The sequence below is a fragment of the Paenibacillus zanthoxyli JH29 genome, assembly GCF_000520715.1.
GTDB lineage: Bacteria > Bacillota > Bacilli > Paenibacillales > Paenibacillaceae > Paenibacillus_AQ > Paenibacillus_AQ zanthoxyli.
Genome location: NZ_ASSD01000486.1, coordinates 1 through 2318, shown reverse-complemented (window position 1 = coordinate 2318; position 2318 = coordinate 1). Strand labels below are relative to the sequence as shown.

The window sequence follows — 2318 nt, the reverse complement described above, 5'->3', positions numbered from 1 at the left end:
CGGACCGCTGCTGCTGCCCGTGGGCAACGCGCGGGTGTCCTCGCCGTACGGTTACCGGATCCATCCGGTGACGGGAGAGCGCAAGCTGCATACCGGCGTTGACTTCGCCGTTCCGCAGGGCACGGACATTCATGCGGCTGAAGCGGGCACTGTCATTGTCGCGGAATGGTGGAGCGGCTACGGCTACTGCGTCGTTATCGACCACGGCGGCGGCATGTGGACGCTGTACGGACACATCCGCGAGGGCGGTATCAAGGTTAGCGTAGGAGACAAGGTGGAGCGCGGACAGACCATTGCGGAATCGGGCGCCACCGGCAGGGTAACCGGACCGCATCTTCACTTCGAGGTGCGGATTGACGGAAAGCCTGTAGAACCGATGGATTACCTGTGATTTAGCGGTATTATAAATAATATTTAGCATTACGGCATATACTGGAAGTCAGACCGATCTGACGGGACGGACCTCAGGCTGACGGCATGGTGGACAAGAAGGGACGGTGAAGGCTTCATGTTAAAAAAGAGCACAGCGGCTTTTATGGTTATCGCAGCTCTTCTGTGTGGCAGTCTGTTAACGCTGGCGGTGACGGGCTCGCTCTTTTCCGGACAAGCTGCCGGAGAAAGCGTGGCATCCGCCCCGGCAAGCGGCGGGCTTGCGCAGAGCGAAGCGAAGAAGCTTGGGACGACGCTAAGCCTGATCGAGGGCAATTACTACAAGAGCGTGGATCGAAGCAAGCTGATCGACGGCGCGGTTAACGGGATGATGGAAGCGCTCGGCGATCCTTACTCGAACTATATGGCCAAGGAGACGGCGGAGAAATTCGAAGAGAGCATTGAGGGCTCGTTCACCGGCATTGGAGCCGAGGTCGCCTCAGATAACGGCAAAGTAGTCGTCGTGTCGCCGATTAAAGGCTCGCCGGCGGAGAAGGCCGGAGTTCAGGCGAAGGATATTATTGTCTCTGTTAATGGAACATCGCTTACAGGAATGGATTTGAACGACGCAGTCGCCAAAATTCGCGGCCCCAAAGGCAGCACAGCGGTTCTCGTCATCCAGCGAAGCGGTTCCACGCAGCCCCTGACGTTCAATATCAGACGGGATAACGTGACATTGGAGACGGTCAACTCCTCCATGGAGAAGAACGGCGTTGGCGTGATCGAGATTACGCAGTTCTCGCTGAACACCGCCGACCGCTTCAAGGAAGAGCTGGGCAAGCTGGAGAAGAAGGGACTCAAAGGTCTTGTCATTGACGTCCGCAACGATCCCGGCGGCGTGCTGCCGGTTGTCATCGATATTGCCGAGCAGTTCGTGCCAAGAGGCAAGACGATCGTTCAAGTCGAGAACAAGAACAAGGAACGTGAGCTGACGACCTCCAAGGGCAGAGGCAAGGATTATCCGGTCGTCGTCTTGATGAATAAAGGCAGCGCAAGCGCGTCTGAGATCTTGGCGGGAGCGCTGCAGCAGTCCGCCGGAGCCAAGCTGATCGGCGATAATTCCTTCGGCAAGGGAACGGTGCAGACCAGCTTTGACAAGCAGCTTGGTGACGGCAGCCTGCTCAAGATTACGATCGCCAAATGGCTGACACCGAACGGCAGCTGGATTCACGGCAAGGGAATTAAGCCGGATATCGCGGTGGCGCAGCCGGATTATTTTTCGGTGACGCCAATCGACAAGAGTGCACCGCTCCAGTACAACTCTAACAGCTCGAATGTGAAGAGCGCGCAGACGATGCTGGACGGTCTGGGCTACAAGCCGGGGCGCAAAGACGGATATTTTGACACCGGCACGAAGGACGCGGTAAAGAAATTCCAGAGCGCGGCCAAGCTGAAAGCTACCGGCATCATTGACGCCAAGACGGCGGAGGCGCTGGAAGCCGCCTTGATCAAGGCGATACGGAACCCTGTGAACGACAATCAGCGCAACCGGGGAATTGAAGAGATACGGAAGGAAATCGGGGCGAAGGCGTCGAATTCATGAAGAAGGCTGATTACAGCCTTCTTTTTTCATGCCGCTAAAGAGCAAAACCCAATATTTCCCGTTTAAAAAGCCTGTCTTTGACTATCCCATTCCATTAGAATAAAGGATGAAGCCGCGATTTAAGATAGCGCAGCCAAAGGAGCGTGACGATCGGTTTGAATGACATGCTGGAACTGCTGGCAAGCTTGGGGAATGCCGCGCTGCATATGCTGGCGCAGCCCTTTTATTATATCGCTTTGCTGTTTATGGCCCTCTATTACCGCAGGCAGACGCTGCTGGAGCGGCGGCTCATTCATGTAAAGCTGCACAGCTGGGGCAGGGAAATATGGCTCGCCATAGGGACGGG

2 protein-coding genes and 1 pseudogene are annotated in these 2318 nt (G+C 56.1%); all 3 read left to right on the top strand.

Translation table 11 applies throughout. The features are described from left to right. On the top strand, positions 1 to 391 hold a 391-nt coding region (locus L691_RS29355), incomplete at its 5' end, for a M23 family metallopeptidase (RefSeq protein ID WP_156934278.1). A 117-nt stretch (positions 392 to 508) separates the two neighbouring features. Further along, complete coding sequence (locus L691_RS0118540; protein WP_025691898.1) at positions 509 to 1972, top strand: S41 family peptidase; 1464 nt, start codon at positions 509 to 511, stop codon at positions 1970 to 1972. Positions 1973 to 2115: 143 nt separating this feature from the next. Beyond that, positions 2116 to 2318, top strand: a pseudogene (locus L691_RS29350) (serine protease); the annotation flags it as partial.